Origin of the sequence: Tropicimonas sp. TH_r6, from assembly GCF_033101155.1 — a bacterium.
GTDB lineage: Bacteria > Pseudomonadota > Alphaproteobacteria > Rhodobacterales > Rhodobacteraceae > Tropicimonas.
In genome coordinates, this window is the sequence record NZ_JAWMPX010000029.1 from 25,723 (window position 1) to 44,664 (window position 18,942).

Below are 18,942 nucleotides of genomic sequence, written 5' to 3' on the forward strand. Positions count from 1 at the left end.
ATTGCGTCAGAATCGGCCTGCCGCGAAGCTTTTCCTTGCGGCAGGCGCGGTGTCAGGCGGTTTTGAGAACAATCTTGCCAATATGGCCCGAGCTTTCCATATGCGCATGGGCCTTTGCGACCTCATCGAGAGAGAACTCGGAATCGACCAGCGGCGCGATCGTGCCGGCCTCCAGCAACGGCCAGACCTTTGCCTTGAGCGCTTCGGCAATCCGCGCCTTGGCGAGATCGGATTGCGGACGCAGGGTCGAGCCGGTGATGGTCAGCCGGCGCAGCATGATCTGGGCGAAGTTGAGTTCCGCCTTGGGGCCTTGCAGGAAGGCGATGAAGACCATCCGGCCCTCATCGGCCATCGCCTTGACGTTGCGCGGGATGTAGTCGCCGCCGACCATGTCGAGCACCAGATCCGCGCCGCCTTCTGCCCGTAGGATCGGGACAAAATCTTCCTCGCGATAATTGATCGCCCGCTCGGCGCCGAGCCGGGTGCAGGCCGCGCATTTCTCGGCCGAGCCTGCAGTCGCGAAGACCCGGGCGCCGAAAGCATTTGCGAGCTGGATCGCGGTCGTGCCGATCCCCGAGGAGCCGCCATGGACCAGGAAGCGTTCGCCCGCCTTGAGCCCGCCACGCTCGAAGACGTTGGACCACACGGTGAAGAACGTCTCCGGCAGGCAGGCCGCCTCGCGCATCCCCATTCCGGCGGGGATGGGCAGGGCATGGGCGGCGGGTGTGGTGACGTATTCCGCGTAGCCGCCGCCTGGCAGCAGCGCGCAGACCTTGTCGCCGGGCTTCCAGTCGCTGACATCCGGCCCGATGGCGACCACTTCGCCCGAGGCCTCAAGTCCCGGCAGATCGCTCGCCTCGGGCGGTGCCTTGTAAAGCCCGGCGCGTTGCAGCGCGTCAGGCCGGTTCACCCCGACCCATTCCGTCCGGATCAGGATCTCTCCGAGCCCCGGCTGCGGAAGTTCCCGCGTGACGGGCTGGAGCACGTCCGGCCCACCGGGCTTGCTGATTTCAACGGCGCGCATCTCTTCGGGCAGGCTCATCACGGGGACTCCTTTTCAGCTTGTCCCGCTTCTGACTCGTCTCGCTCCGGGGCGCAATCACCCGCCGGGCGTCTCGTCGTCGCCCCAGCTGCCGGGAAAGCCCTGCTCGCGCTTGCGCGGCGCGCGGATCTGGCCGGCGAGCCAGTTTGGCCCGGCGAAGATCAGCTTCATTACCGGGTTCCCCGTCACCTGCGCGCGGACCCGCTCGAGATTCATCACGTCATCGACCCGCGCATCGAGAAAGGCCCAGGTCCGCTCCGCCTCGTTGCTCTCGTCGCCGAGCCAGTAGAGAATGGTCGACGAATAGACGCCCGCCAGCGAGGCGCGTTTGGTGTACCAGTTGATGTCGTCGGCATTGTCGCCGAGCGCGGTCCAGATCTTGTCGGCGGTGCCCCAGATCGCCCGCGCACCGTCGCCGGCATAAGGCGGCAGCGAAAAGAGCGCCGAGCCGCGGCGAACGGCCTCGCGGTCGTCGATCGCCTCGATGCGGAAACGGATGGCCCTGGCGATACGGTCCCGCAGGCGCAGCGTCGGCAGATCCTCCAGCGCGAGACGGCGGAGCATCTCCTCGTCGCCACGCTCGTGATAGGCCAGCGCGAGGTCCACGGCGCCGCGCGGACAGATCACGCGGGCGACTTCCGGATCGATCTCGGCATCCCTCGCGGCGGCACGGAATGTCTCTTCGCTCCAGCCGTCGAAGGTGACATGCATCAGGGCGGCATCGAGAAGCTTCGACTTCAGTTCGGCCTGCGTATCGGTTTCGGTCATGAAAGCCTCCGGTCTGGCGAATCGTTACGGGCAAGGTAGACAGGCCACCCATGCTTTGCTATAGGGGCCACTCCTGCAATCATTGCAACTCTTACAAGAAAGGTGGTGACAACCACATGCAGGTTAGTGTTCGCGACAACAATGTCGATCAGGCGCTCCGCGCTCTGAAGAAAAAGCTGCAACGGGAAGGCGTTTTCCGTGAGATGAAGCTCAAGCAGCACTTCGAGAAACCTTCTGAGAAGAAGGCGCGCGAGAAAGCCGAGGCGATTCGCCGTGCACGCAAGCTGGCGCGGAAGAAAGCGCAGCGCGAAGGGCTCCTCTGAGACGAGGACGCCAAACGGCGCCGTCTTGAAGGCGCAAAAGAGATCGACATGGCGAACGCCTTGTCACGGAACCCCCGGCGCAAGCGCGGGGGTTTTTCTTTTGGTGAAGACGTTATGGAAGCGTGCTGTCAAGCACGTAGCGCAGGATCTGAACCACCTGAGCAGGTGTCTCGGTCACGGCGAGCGCCGCTGCATCCACTTCCTTCAACGCATGCTGATGGTCAGGACCATGCATGACGATAAGGGATTTTCCGAGAGCGGCGGCGTATCCGGCGTCGAACGCCGCATTCCACTGCTTGTATTTCTCGCCAAAGCGGACGACCACGATATCGGCCTGCCCGATGCCGCGCCGCGTCCGAATCGCATTGACCTTGGCGCCCTTGTGATCATGCCAGAACTTGTCCGGTTCAGCGCCGAGGATGGCCACGCCGCAATCGTCGCTGGCCGCATGATCGGTCACGGGGCTGTCGAAGCTGACATCCAGCCCCTTGGCCCCATCGATGATCTGTTCACGCCAGTCGGTGTGGATTTCTCCAGACAGATAGATCCTGAGCGTCATTTTCCCTCCCATTGGCACTTTGGCCCTGATGTCATGCCGGCACGGTGCGTGCGCGGTTCAGGTTCCACCAGATACGATAGCACTCGAGAAGTGCAAGCGGCGCGAAATGCACGATGGCGGCGGCGGGGTGCTCCCAATTGTGCAGCGCAGCCCAGTGGAGCAGCGTCAGAACGGCTGCCGGGTAGGTCCAGCGTTGCAGGGATTTCCACGCCTTTGGGCCCAACCGACGGATGGCGCCGTTATAGGAGGTCGCGGCGAGGGGGATGAAAATGAAGAAGGCGAGCCAGCCGGTCCACATGTCGAAATGCGTGGCCTGCTGGAGAATGCGCTCCAGGACGCCCTTGTCGATCACGTAGAAGATCGTGTGCAGGGCGGCATACCCAAAGGCAGCGACGCCGAAATAGCGTCGATTCTTCACCATCCAGCGGGGGCCGCGCCAGCCGGGCAGGAGCAGCGTCAGCGGCGTGGCCATCATGGCAATGATCATGAAGCGGGCGGCGAATTCGCCGGTCGGGTGGAGGAGCTGGTGGCTGATCCGGGGGTCGGAAGAGGAAATGAGTTCGGAAAGCATGCCGAGGGCGGGCAGAGCGAGGAGCGACCAGAGAAGATATGGGAAGAAGCGTTTCAGCATGGGAAGTCCGTGAGTTTGAGCCATGATTGCAGCTTGAACGCCCGCCGGTGCGAAATCTGTCGGAACAAGTCGAGAAAACTGGACGCCGCCCTTGGTTGTTGTTCGGCTCATGTTGCTCGTTCCGGCGCCGGTGCGTCCCCGAGGTCCGGCGTTGGAACGGCGCAGCAAAGCGCGGCCTCACCGCCCTCCGGCATGCGCCTCCCGCCTCCTTGCAGGTGGCGCACCTGCGGAGTGCGTCGCAATTGACCCCGGTGAACCACACGCCTATTGAGGCGCAACTCCCGCGCCGGTAGCGGCGCAGCCATTCAAGACCGGGACAGCGCCATGACCGAGACCAGCCGACCGACCTGTTTTCAGGAAGTGATCCTGAACCTGCAGAATTACTGGGCGGAGAAAGGCTGCGCCGTATTGCAGCCCTATGACATGGAAGTGGGCGCTGGAACGTTTCACCCGGCCACCACGCTGCGCGCGCTCGGTTCCAAGGCCTGGGCTGCCGCCTATGTCCAGCCCTCGCGCCGCCCCACCGACGGCCGCTACGGCGAGAACCCCAACCGGTTGCAGCATTACTACCAGTACCAGGTGCTGATCAAACCGAGCCCGCCGGATCTCCAGGCGCTCTATCTCGGCTCGCTTCAAGCGATTGGCATCGACATGGCCCTGCATGACATCCGCTTCGTAGAGGATGACTGGGAGAGCCCGACGCTCGGTGCCTGGGGTCTTGGCTGGGAGGTTTGGTGCGACGGGATGGAAGTCAGCCAGTTTACCTATTTTCAGCAGGTCGGCGGGCATGATTGCAAGCCGGTCTCCGGCGAGCTGACCTACGGGCTGGAACGGCTGGCGATGTATGTGCTGGGCGTCGATCATGTGATGGACATGCCCTTCAACTGCCCCGACGCGCCGATCCCGCTGACCTATGGCGATGTCTTCCGCCAGACCGAGGCCGAGTATTCGCGCTGGAATTTCGACACCGCCGATACGGATGTCCTGCTCAAGCAATTCGAGGACGCGGAGACGCATTGCGACTACATCCTCAGCAAGGAGCATGACGATCCCAAGACCGGCAAGCGCATCGTCATGGCGCATCCGGCTTATGACCAGTGCATCAAGGCGTCTCACCTGTTCAACCTGCTGGACGCGCGCGGCGTGATCTCGGTCACCGAACGTCAGGCTTATATCGGCCGCGTTCGTGCGCTCGCAAAGAAATGCGCCGATGCCTTCGTTCAGACCGAAGCGGGCGGCTGGAGCGCCTGATGGCCCCACCCCGGCAGATGTGCCGGCTGGCCTCAGGCCAGCCCGGGCAGCAGGGTTTTCAGCCCGGTCGCGATCATGTCGATCGCGATGGCGGCCAGGATCATGCCCATCAGCCGGCTCATGATCACCTTCGCCGTGCCCGACAGGTGCTTGCCGATATCGCCGGCAAACCAGAACACCAGAGCAATCGCCGCCACGATGCCGCCGAACACCGCGAAATAGGTGATCCAGCCGCCAAGCCCCTGCGCCTGGCTGGAAAACAGGATCAGCGTCGTGATCGTGCCCGGCCCGACCAGGATCGGGAAGGTCAGCGGATAGAAGGCGACAGTCGCCGCGTCAGGGTAGCTGTCCTTTTCTCCCTCGGTGCCGTGATGCGAAGCGCTCTCGCCGCCATTGAGCATGTTCAGCGCGATGAGCAGGACGACCAGCCCGCCCGCGACGCGGAAATCATCCACGCCGATGCCGAAGAGCTTCAGGATCGCCGAGCCTGCAAAGGCGATCACCACGCCCATGATCGTGACATAGCTCGCCGTCTTGAGCGCGATGGCGCGCTGCACCTGCGGCGGCGCCCCCTCCGTCACGCCGAGAAAGACCGGCAGGTTGGTGATCGGGTTCATGATGGCGAAAAGCGCGCCGAAGAACTTGATGGCGAAATCGGGTTCCATGGGATGGTCCTGCAAACTGTTGCCCTCACTGGCGCGCTACCACGCCGGAACAGGGACGGGAAACCCCTTTCCAGTCGGAGGACCGCAGCATGAGCGGCAAGATAATCGGAGGCGGGATCGTGGCACTGGCGCTGGTCGCAGGCATCGCGATCTACTACCTGCAGGTCTACTATTATTACGAAGAAGTCGACGCCTCCGCTGAAACGGTGATGATGACCCTGCTGGATGGCGGACCCGAGCCGATTCTGGCCGAGAATGTGGAGGCTATCGACGCCTCCTCCTCGCCGATCCGGTACCGCGCCTGCTTCACGACGACCAGTTCGCTGGCCATGCTGACCGAGACATACGAGATGTATGAGGAGGCCGAACCGCTGGTCGCCCCACACTGGTTCGAGTGTTTCGACGCGATGGAGGTCGGCAAGGCGCTCGAGGACGGCCGGGCACTCGCTTTTCTGGGGCAAAAGAATATCGCTCACGGCGTCGATCGCGTCGTCGCCATACACGAGGACGGACGTGGTTTCGTCTGGCATCAGGTAAATGAGGAGATAAAGAAGTAATGGAACCGATCCTTATCAACGCTTTCGTCTCCGTCAACGTTGCCTTCCTGGTCTACCTTCTGGGCGCCTACCTGACCCGCAAGGTCGCCGTGCTGCGCGATTTCAACATCCCCGAGCCGGTCTCGGGGGGGCTGATTGCCGCGATCCTCACCATGACGATCTTCGTGATCTGGGGCCGGCCGGTGGAATTCGACCTCTCTGCACGCGACTACTTTCTCATCGTCTTCTTCACCGGGATCGGCCTGAACGCGCGGGTCTCGGACCTGATCAAGGGCGGGCTGCCGCTGGCGATCCTGCTGGCGCTGACCATCATCTACGTCATCCTGCAGAACCTCATCGGCGTTGCCGGGGCGCGGATCTTCGACCTGCCGCGCGAGTTCTCCGTGCTGCTCAGTTCCGCCGCCCTGATCGGCGGGCATGGCACCGTGATCGCCTGGACGCCGCGCATCGAGGAAATGACCGGTGGCGCGGTCGGCGTGAGCGAGCTTGGCGTGGCTGTGGCCACGATCGGTCTCGTCTGTGCCGCGCTGATCGGTGGCCCGATCGCGAAGTTCCTGATCAACCGCTGGAAGCTTGAGCCGGAACGGCCCGGTGAAGAGCACACGATCGGCGTCAGCTTCGAGGACGAGAAGACCGAGACGATCAATCACCTGACCTTCATGCAGGTGATGCTCTGGGTCCATCTGACGATGGCGCTTGGTTTCGCTCTGGGCGAGGCGCTGACCGAGGCCGGCCTGGCGCTGCCGCCTTTCGTGCCTTGCCTGCTGATGGGGATCGTTGTCGGCAATCTCAAGCCGGTCCTGCTTCGGCGCTCTGCTCCCGTCAGCCGCACGCCGACGCTGGCGATGATCTCCGATTTCGCGCTCGGCACGTTTCTCGCCATGTCGCTGATGTCTCTCCAGCTCTGGACGTTGCAAGGTATGGGGTTGGTGCTGATCGTGGTAATGGCGGCGCAGACTGCGCTCTCCATCGTATTTTCGATCTACATCCTGTTTCCGGCGATGGGGCGCGGCTATCGCGCCGCCGTGCTGGCAGCTGGCTTCGGTGGCGTCACGCTTGGCGCCACGCCCACGGCCATTGCCAACATGACCGCCGTGACCAAGCGCTACGGGCCCTCGCCCATGGCCTTCGTCATCCTGCCGCTCGTCTCGGCCTTCTTCGTGGATATCGTGAACAGCTTCGCGATCCAGTTCTTCCTACCGCTCTGAGGTTCCGCAAATGCCCGATCTACTGATCGAACTCTTTTCCGAAGAAATCCCGGCCCGCATGCAGGCGCGTGCCGGTGCCGACCTCAAGAAGCTGGTGACCGACGGTCTCGTCGAGGCTGGGCTGACCTATGGCTCCGCGCAGGCCTTCACGACGCCGCGCCGACTGGCCCTGACCGTCGAAGGGCTCAGCACCGAGAGCCCGACCGTGACCGAGGAGCGCAAGGGACCGCGCGTCGATGCGCCGGAGAAAGCTCTCGCGGGATTCCTGCGGGCGACCGGTCTCACCAAGGAGCAACTTGAGGCGCGGGACGACAAGAAGGGCCAGGTCTGGTTCGCCAAGATGACCAAGGAAGGCCGCCCGGCCGCCGAGATCACAGGCGAGGTGCTGGAAGCCACGATCCGCGCCTTTCCCTGGCCGAAATCGATGCGGTGGGGCGCGGGGACGCTGCGTTGGGTTCGCCCGCTGCATTCGGTGCTCTGTATCCTGTCGGACGAAGCGGGCGCGGAGGTCGTTCCGATGGAGATCGAAGGCATCGCTGCGGGCAACACGACCTGTGGCCACCGTTTCCTTGCCCCGGACGCCTTCTCTGTGACAGGTTTCGACGACTATGTTGCCGGGCTCAAGCGCGCCAATGTCATCCTCGATCCGGCCGAGCGGGCGGAGACGATCTGGCATGACGCGACCAACATGGCCTTCGCGCAAGGTCTCGAACTGGTCGAGGACAAGGGGCTGCTGGCCGAGGTTGCCGGGCTGGTCGAATGGCCGGTGGTGCTGATGGGCGATATCGCCGAGGATTTCCTCGGCCTGCCCCCCGAGGTGCTCAAGACCTCGATGAAGGAGCACCAGAAATTCTTCTCCGTCCGCAATCCGAAGACCGGCCGGATCGAGAAATTCGTCACCGTCGCCAATATGGTGACCGAGGATGACGGCGCGACGATCCTCGCGGGGAACCAGAAAGTGCTGTTTGCGCGGCTCTCGGATGCCAAGTTCTTCTGGGAGAACGACCTGCGCGTGGCGCAGAAGGAGCAGATGGCGCCCTGGCTTGCCTCACTCGACAACGTGACCTTCCATAACAAGCTCGGCAGCCAGAAGGCCCGGATCGACCGCATTGCGGCGCTGTCGAAAGAGATTGCCCCGCTGGTCGGCGCCGACCCGGAGGCGGCGGAAAAAGCCGCGCAGGTCGCCAAGGCGGATCTCTCCTCCGAGATGGTCTACGAATTCCCCGAGCTTCAGGGCATCATGGGCCGCTACTATGCCGAGGCCGCTGGCCTGCCGGCAGATGTCGCCGCCGCCGCCGAGGAACACTACTCCCCGCTCGGCCCGTCGGATGACGTTCCCACCGCCCCGGTCTCCGTCGCCGTGGCGCTGGCTGACAAGCTGGACACGCTCACCGGCTTCTGGGCCATCGACGAGAAGCCCACCGGCTCGAAGGACCCGTTCGCGCTGCGGCGTGCGGCCTTGGGGGTGATCCGGTTGGTGCGTGACAATTCCGCGGTTCTGGAACTTGAAACGGTCCTTCACGGTGCGTTCTTCGCCTGTTTCAAGGACATTGTTCAGAACCGGGTTGCGCATGCGGAGCATGAGATCGAAGACCTGAGCGACTCGAATGCCAAACAGGTTGCGGCGGATAATCTCGCAGCCTTCGACATCGACTGGGAACTCGTGGATCGGAAGGAATATATCAACGAAGGCGAGTTGAAAGACCTCCTCTCCTTCTTCCACGACCGCCTCAAGGTTCACCTGCGCGACGAGGGTATCCGTCACGACGTGATCGACGCCTGCCTTGCAATGCCAGGCAATGACGACCTGCTGCTGCTGGTGAAGCGGGCCGAGGCGCTGGCCGATTTCCTTAAGAGCGAGGATGGGGAAAACCTGCTGCAGGGCTTCAAGCGGGCCAACAATATCCTGACCCAGGCCGAGGAAGCCGATGGGGTGTCCTATGAATACGGCCCGGACCGGAAATTCTCCGAGACCGACGAGGAACGCGCCCTGTTCGACGCGCTGGACCAAGCCGAGGGAGCGATCTCTTCGGCCATTGAGACCGAAGATTTCGCGTCGCCCATGGCAAGCATGGCCTCCCTGCGCGCCCCGATTGACGCGTTTTTCGAGGCGGTGCAGGTCAATACGGACAACCAGATCGTGCGGCGCAACCGGCTCAACCTGTTGCACCGGATCCGCGAGACCTGCCTCAAGGCGGCTGATCTGACCCGGATCGAAGGCTAGGGCTGTTGCCCGGGCATGGCGCCGGGCTATCCTGCCGGCGTTCCAGAGCAAAGGAGTCGGCCCCGTGCTGATGAGTGGCGAGACGAAGGACTTCACCCTGATCACGCCCACGGCGGAGATTGCGGACACGACCCATGGCGGGCGGGCGAAATGTCTCCAGCGACTGGTTCGGCTGGAGATCCCGGTGCCGCGCACCGTGTCGCTCTCCTTCGAGGCTGTTCACCAGATCGCCGACGGGCATCGGCCGGACACCGCGCGGCTGCTCTCGGCTTTCGGGCGGCAGCCGCTGGTCTCCGTGCGGCCCTCCAGTGAGGACCCGGATTGGGGTGGGCCGGGGGCGGTCCTCAATATCGGCATGAATGACGAGCGCCGGGCGCAACTAGCCGAGAAACTCGGGCAGGAGGCAGCCGACGCGCTCTACCTGCGTTTCATCATAGCCTATGCCAGCGATGTGGCGCGGCTCGATCCCGAGCCTTTCGAGGAGGCGATGGAGACCGGAGATCCGGTCGCTGCGGCTCTGGCGGCCTATGATGACGAGGCCGGTGTGCCCTTCCCGCAGGACCCCGCCAAGCAGCTCGCCGAGGTGTTGCGCTCCATGGCCCGCGCATGGGAAGGCGTGAGCGCGCGGTTGCTGCGGCAGGCGCGCGGGGCGCCGGTCGATGCCGGTCTCGGGCTTGTCGTGCAGGACATGGCACATGGGTTGGGCGCGGGCGAGAGTGGGTCCGGGATCATCCGCATGATCGACAAGGTGACCGGCGCGCATCAGATCACCGGGCGCTACAGGCGCAAGACTCCGGCGATGCGGGCGATGGGACGCAAGGGCGAGGAGCTTTTCCTGGCTTTGGATCCACGCGGCACCTCGATGCAGGACGAAGCACCCGAGCTGTTCGACATGATTGTCGATATCGCCGACAAGTGCAGGCACCGATTGCGCGAGGAGATGGAGATCAAGTTCACCATCTCCGAGGGTCAGTTGCGGGTACTTGACGCCGTAAGGGTTCAACGCGGGGCGCGGGCCAACGTCAATGTCGCCGTGGCGCTGGCCGAGGACGGGATCATCTCGCCGCGTGAGGCCCTTCTCAGGGTCGAGCCGAGTTCGTTGACCGAGCTGCTGCACACGCAGGTCGACCCGGAAGCTGAGAGGGACGTGATCCTCTCCGGCATCGCCGCCTCTCCCGGCGGCGCGACGGGGCGGCTGGTCTTCACCGCGCGAGCGGCGCAGACCTCGGCCAGCCACGAGATCCCCTGTATTCTGGTGCGCCGGGAGACCACGCCCGAGGATATCCGTGGCATGCATGCCGCTCAGGGTATTATCACCGAACGTGGCGGGATGACCTCGCATGCCGCCGTGATTGCGCGTGGGCTCGGCCTGCCCTGCGTCGTTGGCGCCTCCGGCATGCAGATCTCGGTGCGCAAGAAGACCGTGACCACCGCCGATGGGCGCGTCTTTCAGGAGGGCGATCTCGTCACACTGGACGGCTCGGCGGGCAAGGCGCTGGCCGGCGCTGTGCCGATGCTGGAGCCGTCGCTGGACGAGCCTTTCCGCAAGCTCATGAGCTGGGCCGACGAGGTGCGCGATATCGGCATCCGCGCCAATGCGGACACGCCCCAGGATGCGCATATGGCCCATACCTTCAATGCCGACGGTATCGGGCTGTGTCGCACCGAACACATGTTCTTCGAGCCTGCGCGGCTCATGGTCATGCGCGAGATGATCTTCACCGACAACAAAGCCGATCGACAATCCGCGCTGGAACAACTCCTGCCGATGCAACGCGAGGATTTCGTCGAGTTGTTTCGCATCATGGCAGGCTTGCCGGTCTGCATCCGTCTCTTCGACCCGCCGCTGCACGAGTTCCTTCCCTCTGACCGCGAGGGGCTGATGGGGATGGCGGAATCGCTCGACCTGCCACTGTCGGATGTCACGCGGCGGGTGGAATCGCTCTCCGAGTTCAACCCGATGCTCGGGATGCGCGGCGTCCGGCTCGGGGTGACCGTGCCGGAGATATACGACATGCAGGTCCGCGCCATCTTCGAGGCGACCGTCGAGGCCAGCCAGCAGGCGGGCAAGGCGGTCGTGCCGGAGGTGATGATTCCACTGGTCTCGGCCAAGCGGGAAGTGGAGCTGGTCAAGGCGCGCATCGATGCTGTGGCCGCCGCCGTGCGGATCGAGACGGGGGTAGAGTTTGCCTATCGCCTCGGCGTCATGGTCGAAACCCCCCGCGCCGCCCTGCGCGCCAGCGAGATCGCGTCGCACGCCTCCTTCCTCAGCTTCGGCACCAATGACCTCACACAAATGACATATGGCCTCTCGCGCGATGATGCCGGCCGGTTCATGGGCACCTATGTCAGCAATGGCGTTTTCCCCGAAGACCCGTTCCACACGCTCGACAAGGAGGGCGTGGGCGAGTTGCTTGAGCTCGGTGCCGCGCGCGGTCGCACGACCCTTCCGGGGATCGTGCTCTCGGTCTGCGGTGAGCATGGCGGCGACCCCGACACGATCGCATTCTGCCGTCAGCTGGGATTCGATTATGTCTCCTGTTCTCCCTTCCGAGTCCCCGTCGCACGGCTCGCGGCGGCCCACCTGGCACTGAAACCTGCCAAGCCTTTTAATCCAGAGGTTTGATTTGGCGCGGGATTCTGCCGGTGATCGGCAAAATCCTGCTCAATATTGGAGGGAATTTGAGACGAATCGCGCTGATATTTCAAATTCGAAATATTGATGTGATTCGTAGGATTTACTTCTCCTTAAGCCCTTTGCTATCGCGACGGTTGGCTCGGTGCGGCCTTGCGCACTGCTGGGTGGGATTAAAAAATGCTGCGCTTGCGCACTCTGTTTCTGACTGTCTTCGTTTGTCTGGTGGCACCTGTTTCTGCTTCGGCCGAGGTCTTCCTGTCGACCTCGAACTATTCCGGAGACGAGGCAACCGCCGGGCTCGAAGGTTTGATGGGACTGGAGAACCGGGTGCTGAACTCTCTCAGCGACGAACATCTCGGCTTGCTCAGCCCGCGCAGCTCGATTCGTGCCATGCCGCGCCCACGCACCTTTGCCAAGGTAAACTACTCGCGCAAATGGATCGATGCGCAGCCGGAGATCGCGGGCGACGCGGAGTGGCGCTGCCTCTCGGAGGCGCTCTATTTCGAGGCCCGGGGCGAGAGCGTGAAGGGCCAGTTTGCAGTGGCCGAGGTGATCCTCAACCGCGTGAAGAGCCCCCTCTACCCGAACTCGGTCTGCGGCGTGATCAACCAGGGCACGGGCAAGAAATACCAGTGCCAGTTCACCTATACCTGCGACGGCAACCCGGAGAATATTCGCGAACCGAAGGCGTTCGAACGGGTTGGCAAGGTTGCGCGGCTGATGCTCGAGGGCGCGCCCAAGGTGCTGACCGCTGGCGCCACCCATTATCACACCGTCGCGGTCCGTCCTTCCTGGTCGCGGAAATTCGCCAGGACGGCTTCCATCGGCGTGCATCACTTCTACCGCCACCCGAGTTCCTGACCCGGGGCGTCGACGCGCCGCCCGATCCCGAACACGCATCTCCGCCGCAATATGGATCGGAAAACAGGGCGACATCCTGCTTCAACGTGAGCCGGAAACAGGCTAGGCACGGCGAAACAGTCGGAGCCAACCCATGCCCTTCACCATCGCCACCTGGAATATCAACTCCGTCCGCCTGCGCGCGCCGCTGGTTGCGCAGCTCCTGAAGGAGGAGGCGCCGGACGTCCTTTGCCTGCAGGAATGCAAGAGCCCGGTGGACAAGATCCCCACCGAGACCTTCGCCGAGCTTGGCTACGGCCACATGGTTGCCCGCGGTCAGAAGGGCTATAACGGCGTTGCTATCCTGTCGAAACATCCGCTCGAGGATGTTGGGGACAAGGATTTCGCCGGCCTCGGTCATGCACGGCATGTTGCCGCGCGGATGGAAAACGGCGTCACCATCCAGAATTTCTATGTCCCCGCCGGTGGCGATGTCGCGGACCGGGAGGTGAACGAGAAATTCGGTCAGAAGCTCGACTACCTGACCGAGATGCGCGACTGGTTCCGCGAAGAGGCCCCGGAAAGGGCGATCCTCGTTGGAGACCTGAACATCGCGCCGCGCGAGGACGATGTCTGGAGCCACAAACAGCTCCTCAAGGTCGTCAGCCACACGCCGGTCGAAGTCGAGCAGCTTGCCGAGACGCAGGAGGCGGGAAAATGGGTCGACGTGACCCGGGCCGACATCCCGGACGGCAAGCTCTATAGCTGGTGGTCCTACCGTGCCCGCGATTGGGACGCTGCCGACAAGGGGCGCCGGCTCGACCATGTCTGGGCGACGCCGGATATCTCGGGCGCGGCGCATTCGAGCCGTGTTTTGCGTCATGTGCGCGGCTGGGAAAAGCCCTCCGATCACGCGCCGGTGCTGGCGACATTCGATCTCTAGGGTCGCGCCCCTTGCAAGGGAGCGGTCCATGGGCCATCTAACGCCCAACCCATTGATACAGGAGCAACCGATGCTTGAATTCGGCCAGAGCCCGTCGCAACCCGCCGCCGACCTGATCAAGGACGGCACCGAGGAAACTTTCATGCCCGACGTTGTCGAGGCGAGCCAGGAAGTGCCGGTCATCGTCGATTTCTGGGCGCCCTGGTGCGGGCCCTGCAAGACGCTTGGGCCGATGTTGGAACAGGCCGTGACCGCCGCCAAGGGGCGGGTGAAAATGGTCAAGATCGACGTGGACCAGAACCAGCGCCTGGCGCAGATGCTGTCGCAGCAGGGCCTGCCGTTGCAGTCGATCCCGACCGTGGTCGCCTTCTTCAAGGGGCAGATCGCGGACATGTTCCAGGGCGCGCAGCCGGAATCGGAGATCAAGGCCTTTGTTGAGCGCGTTGCCGGGCTTGCTGGCGATGGCGGGCTGGGCGAAGCGCTCGAAGCGGCTGAAACGATGTTGGCTGAGGGCGCTGCTGCCGATGCCGCCCAGACCTTCGCCGCGATCCTCGGCGAGGATGCCGCCAACGCCGCCGCCTTTGGTGGAATGGTGCGCGCCTATCTCGCGCTCGGTGAGACAGAGCAGGCCGAGGGCTTTCTCAACGCCGTACCGCCGGAGCTCGCGGGCAAGCCCGAGGTCGAGGCCGCCCGCGCCCAGCTCGAACTCGCCCGCCAGGCCGCCGATGCCGGGCCGCTGGGCGAGCTGCGCGCCGCCGTCGAGGCCGATCCGGCCAACCACCAGGCCCGTTTCGATCTCGCAACGGCGCTGCATGCCGCCGGGGATGTCGAGGACGCCGTGGCCGAATTGCTGGAGCTGTTCCGCCGCGATCGTGAGTGGAATGACGGTGCCGCCAAGGCGCAGCTCTTCACCATTTTCGATGCGCTCAAGCCGACCGACCCGGTGGTCCTCAACGGCCGCCGCAAACTCAGCTCGATGATATTTGCCTGATGGCCTGTTCGGGCTACCCTTGGCATCATGATAAACGAAGCTGACCTGCCGGATCGCATCCCGGTCTTCCCACTGCCCGGCGCGCTGCTCCTGCCGCGCGCCAAGCTGCCGCTCCACATCTTTGAGCCGCGCTATCTCGCGATGCTCGACGACACGCTCAAGACCTCGCACCGGCTGATCGGCATGATCCAGCCGCGCGAGGATGAGAGCGGCACATTCAGCGCCATCGGCTGTGCTGGTCGTGTCACCGGGTTCTCGGAGACCGAGGACGGGCGGTACATGATCACGCTGAACGGCGTTTCCCGCTTCCGCATGAGCACGCAGATTGAAGGGTTCACGCCCTATATCCGCGCCGAAGTCGACTGGTCGGGATTCGCCCGCGACCTCGGCACGGTCGAACAGGATCCGAATTTCCGTCGGGAAGCCTTTCTCGGATTGCTGGAGCGCTTCTTCGAGGCGCGCGGGCTTTCGACCGATTGGGAGAGCCTCAAGGATGCGGAAGATGAGCTGATGATCAATTCGCTGTCGATGCTGCTGCCCTTTGACACCGGCGACAAGCAGGCGCTTCTGGAAGCGCCAAGTCTCGTTGACCGCCGCGAGACGCTGTCCGCGCTGATGGAGTTCGCCCTGCACACGGGCGAGGATGGTTCGGAGGTTCTTCAGTGAACGACACGCCCGCCGCCCCCCCGCCGATCGACCGCAAGATGCTGGAAGCGCTTGTCTGCCCACAGACGAGGACAGTGCTGCGCTACGATGCCGGGCGGCAAGAGCTGATCTCGTCAGCCGCCCGCCTCGCCTATCCGATCCGTAACGGTATCCCGATCATGCTCGTGGACGAGGCCCGCGTATTGGATTGAGACGTCCCGTTCGGATTCCGCTCCGGAATGGACGCACGGATCGAAGCGCGATCCTCTCATGTCTGGCCTGGCTGCTGGCGGAACGCCAAGCTGGCGCGCCTTTTCCGATTCAACCTCTCTCCGAATTGCGATAACGAAAAGGGCAGGAGAGCGGCCGGCCTCGATCGTCCGCAACGTGTTGGAGGTCCGCCCCTTGCCCAAAGCCCCCGGCTCCCCGAGTGAACTGCGCCGTCTGACGGAGCTGTCGAGCATCCTGCTCCGTTTCGGATTCGGAGATTTTCTGCGTTATGCCGGGGTCGATAACCTCGTCGAGAAGGCGGGCGAGTTCCTGCACCGGCGCGACCAGGAGAAGGTCGAGGATGCGCCCGCCCCGGTGCGCCTGCGACAGGCACTCGAGGAGATGGGGCCGACCTTCATCAAGCTCGGCCAGATCCTCTCAACGCGTGTCGACTTGCTGCCGCCCGACTATATCTGCGAGCTGGAAAAGCTGCGCGACCATGTTCCCACGGTGAGTTTCGACAAGCTCGTGGTCGAAATCGAAGAGGAACTGGGACAGCCCCTCAAACAGGTCTTCGAGCGCATAGATATTGTCCCGCTCGCGGCAGGCTCCATCGCCCAGACCCACCGCGCCTTGCTCAAGACTGGCGAGGAGGTTGTGGTCAAGATCCGGCGTCCCGGCATCCGGGGCGTGATCGAGGCCGACCTGCGCCTGCTGACCCGCGTCGCCCGCTTCGCGTCGCGGCGCTTCGAAGATGTGCGACGACTGCATCCAGAGGCGATCATCAAGGAGTTTGCCAACTCCATCCATGCGGAGCTCGATTTCGCCATCGAGGGGCGCAACGCCGAGACCATTGCGACCAATTTCGCCGAAGACCCGAATATCGACACGCCGAAGGTGTTCTGGGACTGGACGAACGAGATGATGAACGTGCAGGCCTATATCGACGGCGTGCCGGGCTCCGACCGGGAGGCGGTCGACGCGAGCGGGCTGGACAAGAAGGAAATCGCCAAACGGGGCGCGACGGCGGTGCTCAAGATGATGTTCGAGGACCGGTTCTTTCATGCCGATCCGCATCCCGGCAATGTCTTCTACCAACCCGGCAACAAGATCGTTTTCATCGATTTCGGCATGGTCGGGCAGATGTCCCGGCAGCGGCGCGACGAGATGGTGGACCTGCTCTATGGCATGGTCGAGCGCCGCTCCGACAAGGTCACCGAGATCCTGCTCACCTGGGCCGATGCCGACGATCGCCAGAACCCGCAGCTCGAGAACCGGCTCGATGCCTTCATCGACCGTATCCACGGCGTGGCGCTGGACCGGCTGGACATCGCGGCACTGACCCGTGACCTCTTTTCGGCCATGCGCGACCACGATCTCGCGTTGCCTTCGGATCTCACGCTGATGGCCAAGGCTTTTGCCTCGCTTGACGGCATGGGCCGGCAACTCGACCCGGAATTCGACATGGTCGCCGTGGCTCAACCCTTCCTGCGCAGCCAGATGCTGCGCCGCTATGCACCGGACCGCTTGGCGGGGAAGGCCAAGGACGGCGTGACCGAGGGGATAGATCTCGTCACCGGCCTGCCACGCGATCTCAAGAAGCTGCTGCAGATGGCGCAGCGCGGCCGTCTCAGCTTCGGCATCGATATCGTCCAGATGGAGCATTACATCGACCGGATCGACCGCTCCGTGACCCGTGTCACCATGGCGATCCTGACCTCGGCGCTGATCATCGGCTCTTCGCTGGTGATGAGCTTTTCCGGCGCCAAGATGCCGATCGGCCTCTCGGTCTTCGCCATGCTGGGCTTCTCTGCCTCGGTGCTTGGTGGCTTCTGGCTGATCTATACAACGATTCGTGGGCGCGGGGGGCGACGCTAACCGCGCCTAGCCGTCGTAAGGTTCCACCTTCTCCGCCGAGAGCGCGTAGCCGATATCGGCGAGATCGGTCGCGGTCGCTGCTGTGCCGAAGACACCCGTGACCCAGACCGGCTCAAACAAGCCGGAGAATTCCTGCGGCTCCTCGGTCGTCACGAGCACGAGCTGGTTCGCCGGCGGCGGCGGGACGTGTATGCAGGCGCCGACATACGGCACGAGGATGAAGGTGGTCACGCCGGTGGAGAGATATTCCAGCGGCACGACGAAGCCCGGAATCTTCACCATCTTGCCGTTATACTCATCGGTGGTGGGGGCGAAATCCGGCTGATCCGGCATGGTGGAAATCTGGTCATGCACGATCACGCCGAGATCCTCGGCAGCCTGTTCCAGCGCGTTGCCGTCATGCGGGATCAGGTCGTCCCATTCCAGTTCGATCAGATCCTCGGCGGCGCGGGCAGTTAGCGGCAATGCCAGCGTGGCGAGCAGCGCGAGGGCGTGGCGACGTGTCAGGGTGTTCTGCATCATCTCTCTCACGGGTTACCGGATTTGGCGGTTGCCACATAGGCCGAGACCGGAAGAAGAACCCGGGCTGATCTGATCGTGCCCTCTTCCAGCAGCGCCAGCAAGGCATCGGCCATGCCGAAATCGTAGCGAATCTGGAACTGGCGCGCGACCATATCCGCGGTATCAGGGTGCGACATGACGAAATCTGTCAACAGATCAATCACATGGGCGCGCATCGCCTCGTCGCCCGTACCGGCATGAATCGCAAGCGCCTCGACGATCACCTCCAGCTCCGTGTCGTCCAGGCTCCCGTCGGATAGTCGTTCCGCCAGTCGACCTGCTCCGGCCAGCCCCTTCTGTTCAACCATCGCCGTTGCGTAGGGGCCGAGATTGATCACGCTGCCGCCCCGAAGCGCCCGGTCAAGGCCCTCACGGACCTCCTCATGCGCGGCCGGATCAGTGCTCCGCCCAAGAAGCAGGATGCGGATCGGCTGGTAGCCGATCTGATCGACCCGCCACATGTCGCGCAGGATCGCCTCCGAATCCGGAACGAGATCCAGTGCCCGGAGCATGGCATAGGGCGCGAGGTCGAGTTCGCGCAGGGCGAGCGCCCGGATTGTCGGCGACGGGTGGTCGAGCAGGTCGGCGAAAAACTGGAACCGCGCCATGTCATTGCCGGTGATCCAGTCCTCTTTCTGCGCCATCACGCTGTCGATCACGGCGCGATAGGCCGAATCGAGATAGGCCAGCCGCACGAAGGGGCCATAGCCGCCGCCATCGCGCGCGAAGAGGACCGTGTCCTCGGGATTGGCCGCCAACCGGCGGCGGGTGGAGGAATCGACCAGCGTCGGCAGGTCGGCCTGCTCCAGCGTTCCCTCCAGCGCCTCGACCGCCTCGAAGCGGAACGGGTTCGCCTCGGCGGCGCGGGCGAGCACCACATTCTCCGTTTCCAGTAGCCGGTCGATCACCGTGCGCTCGGGAAGGTAGGTATGAAAGGCACAGGCGTTCGCGGGCCCTGCCAGCCCGAGCGCCACTGCCAACAACCAGGCGAAGATCTTGCGCAAACCC

Annotated in this window: 19 protein-coding genes; 12 read left to right on the forward strand and 7 right to left on the reverse strand. The window is 63.8% G+C overall.

Features of this window, described 5'->3' with window-relative positions:
* Positions 1-52: 52 nt before the first annotated feature.
* Together R3X27_RS20875 and R3X27_RS20880 are read right to left on the reverse strand one after the other, a co-directional pair.
* Positions 53-1,042 carry an NAD(P)H-quinone oxidoreductase gene (locus R3X27_RS20875; protein WP_411572521.1) on the reverse strand — a complete coding sequence of 330 codons (990 nt, stop codon included), beginning with the start codon at positions 1,040-1,042 and terminating at the stop codon, positions 53-55.
* 57 nt (positions 1,043-1,099) lie between these two features.
* Positions 1,100-1,810, reverse strand: coding sequence for a COQ9 family protein (locus R3X27_RS20880; RefSeq protein ID WP_317710832.1), 711 nt, complete (start codon positions 1,808-1,810; stop codon positions 1,100-1,102).
* A gap of 116 nt (positions 1,811-1,926) precedes the next feature.
* Here R3X27_RS20880 and rpsU point away from each other — a divergent pair, with 116 nt between their 5' ends.
* The gene (gene rpsU / locus R3X27_RS20885; protein WP_005614280.1) at positions 1,927-2,133 is read left to right on the forward strand and encodes a 30S ribosomal protein S21; all 207 of its coding nucleotides are present in this window, start codon (positions 1,927-1,929) and stop codon (positions 2,131-2,133) included.
* 112 nt (positions 2,134-2,245) lie between these two features.
* On the opposite strand, the gene R3X27_RS20890 is transcribed toward rpsU, so the two are convergent.
* Both R3X27_RS20890 and R3X27_RS20895 read right to left on the reverse strand, forming a co-directional pair.
* A complete protein-coding gene (locus tag R3X27_RS20890; protein ID WP_317710833.1) occupies positions 2,246-2,692 on the reverse strand; it encodes a YtoQ family protein in 447 nt (148 codons plus the stop codon).
* A gap of 31 nt (positions 2,693-2,723) precedes the next feature.
* Positions 2,724-3,323 (reverse strand): sulfite oxidase heme-binding subunit YedZ, encoded by a 600-nt coding sequence (locus R3X27_RS20895; RefSeq protein WP_317710834.1) that lies wholly within the window; start codon positions 3,321-3,323, stop codon positions 2,724-2,726.
* A 324-nt stretch (positions 3,324-3,647) separates the two neighbouring features.
* Here R3X27_RS20895 and R3X27_RS20900 point away from each other — a divergent pair, with 324 nt between their 5' ends.
* A complete protein-coding gene (locus R3X27_RS20900) occupies positions 3,648-4,574 on the forward strand; it encodes a glycine--tRNA ligase subunit alpha (protein ID WP_317710835.1) in 927 nt (308 codons plus the stop codon).
* A gap of 32 nt (positions 4,575-4,606) precedes the next feature.
* Here R3X27_RS20900 and R3X27_RS20905 read toward each other — a convergent pair whose 3' ends face one another.
* A complete protein-coding gene (locus R3X27_RS20905) occupies positions 4,607-5,239 on the reverse strand; it encodes a MarC family protein (RefSeq protein WP_317710836.1) in 633 nt (210 codons plus the stop codon).
* A gap of 89 nt (positions 5,240-5,328) precedes the next feature.
* Here R3X27_RS20905 and R3X27_RS20910 point away from each other — a divergent pair, with 89 nt between their 5' ends.
* The 10 genes from R3X27_RS20910 to R3X27_RS20955 all read left to right on the forward strand — a co-directional run bounded on the left by R3X27_RS20910 (position 5,329) and on the right by R3X27_RS20955 (position 17,373).
* Entirely contained in the window at positions 5,329-5,796 is a 468-nt protein-coding gene (locus tag R3X27_RS20910) for a DUF6446 family protein (RefSeq protein WP_317710837.1), read from the forward strand.
* Positions 5,796-7,004, forward strand: a complete 1,209-nt coding sequence (gene gltS / locus R3X27_RS20915; protein WP_317710838.1) for a sodium/glutamate symporter — start codon at positions 5,796-5,798, stop codon at positions 7,002-7,004. The genes R3X27_RS20910 and gltS overlap by 1 nt, the downstream gene beginning before the upstream one ends.
* 10 nt (positions 7,005-7,014) lie before the next feature.
* The gene (gene glyS / locus R3X27_RS20920) at positions 7,015-9,228 is read left to right on the forward strand and encodes a glycine--tRNA ligase subunit beta (RefSeq protein WP_317710839.1); all 2,214 of its coding nucleotides are present in this window, start codon (positions 7,015-7,017) and stop codon (positions 9,226-9,228) included.
* Between the two features lie 70 nt (positions 9,229-9,298).
* Entirely contained in the window at positions 9,299-11,854 is a 2,556-nt protein-coding gene (locus R3X27_RS20925) for a putative PEP-binding protein (RefSeq protein WP_317710862.1), read from the forward strand.
* A 189-nt stretch (positions 11,855-12,043) separates the two neighbouring features.
* Positions 12,044-12,727 (forward strand): cell wall hydrolase, encoded by a 684-nt coding sequence (locus R3X27_RS20930; RefSeq protein ID WP_317710840.1) that lies wholly within the window; start codon positions 12,044-12,046, stop codon positions 12,725-12,727.
* Positions 12,728-12,860: 133 nt separating this feature from the next.
* The gene (locus R3X27_RS20935) at positions 12,861-13,649 is read left to right on the forward strand and encodes an exodeoxyribonuclease III (RefSeq protein WP_317710841.1); all 789 of its coding nucleotides are present in this window, start codon (positions 12,861-12,863) and stop codon (positions 13,647-13,649) included.
* 70 nt (positions 13,650-13,719) lie between these two features.
* Positions 13,720-14,640, forward strand: coding sequence for a tetratricopeptide repeat protein (locus R3X27_RS20940; protein ID WP_317710842.1), 921 nt, complete (start codon positions 13,720-13,722; stop codon positions 14,638-14,640).
* Positions 14,641-14,667: 27 nt separating this feature from the next.
* Positions 14,668-15,306, forward strand: coding sequence for an LON peptidase substrate-binding domain-containing protein (locus R3X27_RS20945; protein WP_317710843.1), 639 nt, complete (start codon positions 14,668-14,670; stop codon positions 15,304-15,306).
* 38 nt (positions 15,307-15,344) lie between these two features.
* On the forward strand, positions 15,345-15,497 hold the full coding sequence (locus tag R3X27_RS20950; protein ID WP_317710863.1) for a Trm112 family protein: 153 nt from the start codon (positions 15,345-15,347) through the stop codon (positions 15,495-15,497).
* A 193-nt stretch (positions 15,498-15,690) separates the two neighbouring features.
* Positions 15,691-17,373 (forward strand): ABC1 kinase family protein, encoded by a 1,683-nt coding sequence (locus R3X27_RS20955; protein ID WP_317710844.1) that lies wholly within the window; start codon positions 15,691-15,693, stop codon positions 17,371-17,373.
* 6 nt (positions 17,374-17,379) lie between these two features.
* Here R3X27_RS20955 and R3X27_RS20960 read toward each other — a convergent pair whose 3' ends face one another.
* Together R3X27_RS20960 and R3X27_RS20965 are read right to left on the reverse strand one after the other, a co-directional pair.
* Positions 17,380-17,892 (reverse strand): DUF3299 domain-containing protein, encoded by a 513-nt coding sequence (locus R3X27_RS20960; RefSeq protein ID WP_317710845.1) that lies wholly within the window; start codon positions 17,890-17,892, stop codon positions 17,380-17,382.
* 8 nt (positions 17,893-17,900) lie between these two features.
* Positions 17,901-18,938, reverse strand: a complete 1,038-nt coding sequence (locus R3X27_RS20965) for a hypothetical protein (RefSeq protein ID WP_317710846.1) — start codon at positions 18,936-18,938, stop codon at positions 17,901-17,903.
* Between the last annotated feature and the right edge of the window lie 4 nt (positions 18,939-18,942).